The organism is Mesorhizobium sp. M1A.F.Ca.IN.020.03.2.1 (assembly GCF_004023205.1).
GTDB lineage: Bacteria > Pseudomonadota > Alphaproteobacteria > Rhizobiales > Rhizobiaceae > Mesorhizobium.
Genome location: NZ_RZSV01000366.1, coordinates 1 through 3709, shown reverse-complemented (window position 1 = coordinate 3709; position 3709 = coordinate 1). Strand labels below are relative to the sequence as shown.

General features: G+C 64.4%; 3 protein-coding genes. 2 read left to right on the top strand and 1 reads right to left on the bottom strand.

The annotated features are described in order from the left end of the window. Positions 1–2841: molybdopterin oxidoreductase family protein (locus tag EOA79_RS30645; RefSeq protein WP_128293596.1), on the bottom strand; the 2841-nt coding region annotated here is incomplete at its 3' end. A gap of 77 nt (positions 2842–2918) precedes the next feature. On the opposite strand from EOA79_RS30645, the gene EOA79_RS33065 reads away from it, so the two are divergent. Then, a complete protein-coding gene (locus tag EOA79_RS33065) occupies positions 2919–3065 on the top strand; it encodes a hypothetical protein (protein ID WP_156751064.1) in 147 nt (48 codons plus the stop codon). Positions 3066–3119: 54 nt separating this feature from the next. Continuing rightward, positions 3120–3709: LysR family transcriptional regulator (locus tag EOA79_RS30640; RefSeq protein WP_127325020.1), on the top strand; the 590-nt coding region annotated here is incomplete at its 3' end.

The window sequence follows — 3709 nt, the reverse complement described above, 5'->3', positions numbered from 1 at the left end:
CTCGAATTGCGGCTCGGCGAAGCCGGCCTCTTCCGCCGCGCATTTGGCGATACGCACGCGCACGTCGAACCATGCCGCCTGTCCGGTGACGGGGTCGGAGTTCGAATAGCGCTTGTCGTTGACGGTAGCCGCGGTCTGGTCGCCGATGATGTGATTGAGCAAGAAGCCGCGATTGCTCTCTGCGGCGTCGTCCTTCAGCCCCCAGCTGCCGCGCCGCTTGCCGATAGCGTTCCAGGTCCAGACAGTGTCCGGGTTGACGCCGTCGATCAGCTTGATCTGACCCTTCACGCGGCCGTTGATGCTTTCGATCCACACCCAGTCGTCGTCGGCCAGCCCAAGCCTCGCTGCCGTCCGCCGGTGCACGAACAGCCGGTTCTGGCTGGTGATTTGTCTCAGCCACGCATTCTGCGAGCCCCAGGAATGATACATGTGCATCGGCCGCTGCGTCAGCGCATGCAGCGGATATTTCTGGAGATCGACGGCGTCGTCCTCGAAGGACGCGTACCAGAACGGCAGCGGGTCCATATAGGCTTCGATCCGGTCGCGCTCGGCCTCCGGCGGCTGCACCTTGCCATGACCGCGCGCGGCGAGGCGAAAGCGCTGCATCGGCTCCGAATAGAGCTGGAAGATGATCGGATCGGCCTTGGAGATGAATCCCATCTTCACGCCAAAGTCGAGATAGGCGCGGTTGCCCATCTTGTAATAGCGCTGGTCGTCGGCGAACCCGTGGTGCCAGAAACCGCCATTGTCGATGTAGCGCTGCAACTGGTCCGGGTTCACCTCGCCTTTGCCGATCGCGTCGCCGTTCTTACCGCGCCAGCCGGCAAGCGGGCCGATGCCGGGCGTGCGCTCGTGGTTGACGATGTAGTCGGCATAGTCGCGGTATTTCGCCGAACCGTCTTCGTTGGCGAAACCAGGCAGGCCGAGCCGCGCACCGAGCTCGATCAGCACCGACTGGAACGGCCGGACATCCCGGTCCGGCTGCACCACCGGGTGACGGATGGCATCGCCCGGCCCGTCGGCATGGCTGATCGGCCGGTCGAGCAGGCTGATGCAGTCGTGCCGCTCGAGATAGGTCGTGTCGGGCAGCACCAGGTCGGCGAACGGCACCGTCTCGGAATAATAGGCGTCGGAATAAATGATGAAGGGGATCTTGTAGTCGCCTGCCTCGTCCCTGTCGGTGAGCATACGAACCGTCTCGACGGTATTCATCGAGGAGTTCCAGGCCATGTTCGACATGTACATCATCAGCGTGTCGATCGGATAAGGGTCGCCGGCCCAGGCATTGCGGATGACGCTGTGCATCAGGCCGTGGGCGGCCAAGGGCGCTTCCCAGGAATAGGCCTTGTCGATGCGGATCGGTGTGCCGACCTCGTCGACGAGCAGATCGTCGGGCCCTGAGACGAAGCCGAGCGGCATACCCTCCAGCGGCGTCATCGGGCGGACGTTCTTGCCTGCGGGCTTTGGCCCCGGCGGCGCGGAACGCGGATAGGGCGGCTTGAAGCGGAAGCCCCCGGGCACGTCCACCGTGCCGAGCAGAACCTGCAGCAGGTGGATGGCGCGGCAAGTATGAAAGCCGTTGGAATGGGCCGAGATGCCGCGCATGGCATGCATTGAGACCGGCCGGCCCTTCATCGTCTCGTGCCGGCGGCCGGCCCAATCGGTCCAGGCGACCGGCAGCTCGATCGCCTGCTCGAAGGCGATATGCGCCAGCTCCGCCGCGATCCGTCGGATGGTGTCGGCGCCGACCCCGCAGCGCTCCGCTACCGCCTCCGGCGAATGGCTTTCGTCCAGGTATCGGTCGGCGATCAGCTGAAATACCGGCGCGCAGCGGCGGCCATTGACCGTGTAGCTGCCGGTCAGTGCTGGTTTGGCATCCGGATCGGCGGCATTGACGGGCGCCTTCGCCACCCTGTCCCAAGCCAACAGGTTGCCGTGATCATCGCGCATGAACAATCCGTCATCGGCGGAACCGGGCTCCTGTACGACAAGCACCGGCGCGTTGGTGTAGCGCAGCAGATAGTCGAGATCTATGCGGCCGGCCTTGAGCAACTCATGGACGAGCGCCAGCACGAACAGTCCGTCCGTGCCGGGTCGTATGCCGATCCAGTCATCGGCAATCGCGTTGTAGCCGGTGCGGCAAGGGTTGATCGACAGCACCTTGGCGCCGCGCGCCTTGAGCTTGCCGAGGCCGATCTTGATCGGATTGGAATCATGATCCTCGGCGACGCCGAACAGGATGAAGTATTTTGTGTTGTCCCAGTCGGGCTCGCCGAACTCCCAGAACGAGCCGCCGATCGTGTAGAGCCCACCGGCCGCCATGTTGACCGAGCAGAAGCCGCCATGGGCGGCGAAGTTGGGCGTACCGAACTGGCTCGCCCACCAGCCGGTCAGCGACTGCGACTGGTCGCGCCCGGTGAAAAAGGCAAGCTTTCTCGGATCGGTGCGGCGGACCGCCGACAGCCGCTCGGTGGCGATGGTGAGCGCTTCGTCCCATTCGATCTCGCGAAACTCGCCGGAGCCACGAGGCCCTGTGCGCAGCAGCGGCTTCCTCAGCCGCGCCGGGCTGTAATGCTGCATGATGCCGGCGCTGCCCTTGCCGCAGATCACACCCCGGTTCACCGGGTGGTCTTTGTTGCCGTTGATGTAGCGCACCTTGCCGTCCTTGATGTGGACGTCGATGCCGCAGCGGCAGGCGCACATGTAGCAGGTGGTTTTGGCGATGCGGTCGGACACGCTCGGCGAGGTCTCGACGCCGTCGCCTTCGTCAGGCGCCTGGCTGTCGGCCAGCGGCCGCTGCGAGGGCGCGGAGTTTGCGCCGCGTGGTTCAGCTAGGCTCATGATCCGCGAACGCTCTTGCCGCTTGCCATCTTGGCCTTCGTCTTCGGACCGGGCCCGCGCATATAATGCAGCTCAGGATGGTAGCGGTCGCCGGCGAGCTGCCGCTTCAGCTGGCGGCTCCAATGCGCGAAAAGGGATTTGAAGCGCCCGATCATTTCCAACCTTGGCGGCAGAACGGCCAATTTTTTCCAAGCTCGGGTAAAAAGTTAGAACAAAGCGATTGATCTGTCTAACAAGCCGCTCTTGTAATTCCGATCGATTTTCCTTCTTAGTTGGCCATGACCCTCGATCAGCTTCGCATCTTCGTCGCCGTCGCCGAGCATGGCCACATGACCAAGGCGGCCGACCTGCTCGGCATCTCGCAATCGGCCGCCTCTGCCGCCATCCGCGCGCTCGAAAGCCATCATGGCGTGCGGCTGTTCAACCGGGTCGGCCGCAACATCGAGCTCGCGCAGACCGGCCACCGCTTCCTGCCCGAAGCCAAGGCTGTTCTGGAACGGGCAGCGGCTGCCCACGACGTGCTGGAGCATGTTTCCCAGACCATCACCGGCAGCCTGTCGATATCGGCCAGCCAGACCATCGCCAGCTACTGGCTGCCGAGGCGCCTGGCGTCCTTCCACGAGGCCTATCCGGCGGTGCGCCTGAGCGTCACCATCGGCAACACGCGGCAGGTCGAGACCAATGTGCTGGACGGCCGGGCCGATTTCGGGCTGGTCGAGGGCCGCACCGAGTCCGACATATTGCGGCGCGCCACGGTCGATGAGGATCGCCCCATGCTGGTCGTGGCGGGCTCACATCCCGAGCTTCCGACGACGCCGGCTGGAAACCTCGACATCAGGTCGTTGCGCTGGATCATCAGGGAGGGCGG

Coding starts and splice junctions, on each gene's coding strand:
- EOA79_RS33065 (WP_156751064.1), top strand. CDS start 2,919: ATGGTAGCGGTCGCCGGCGAGCTGCCGCTTCAGCTGGCGGCTCCAATG.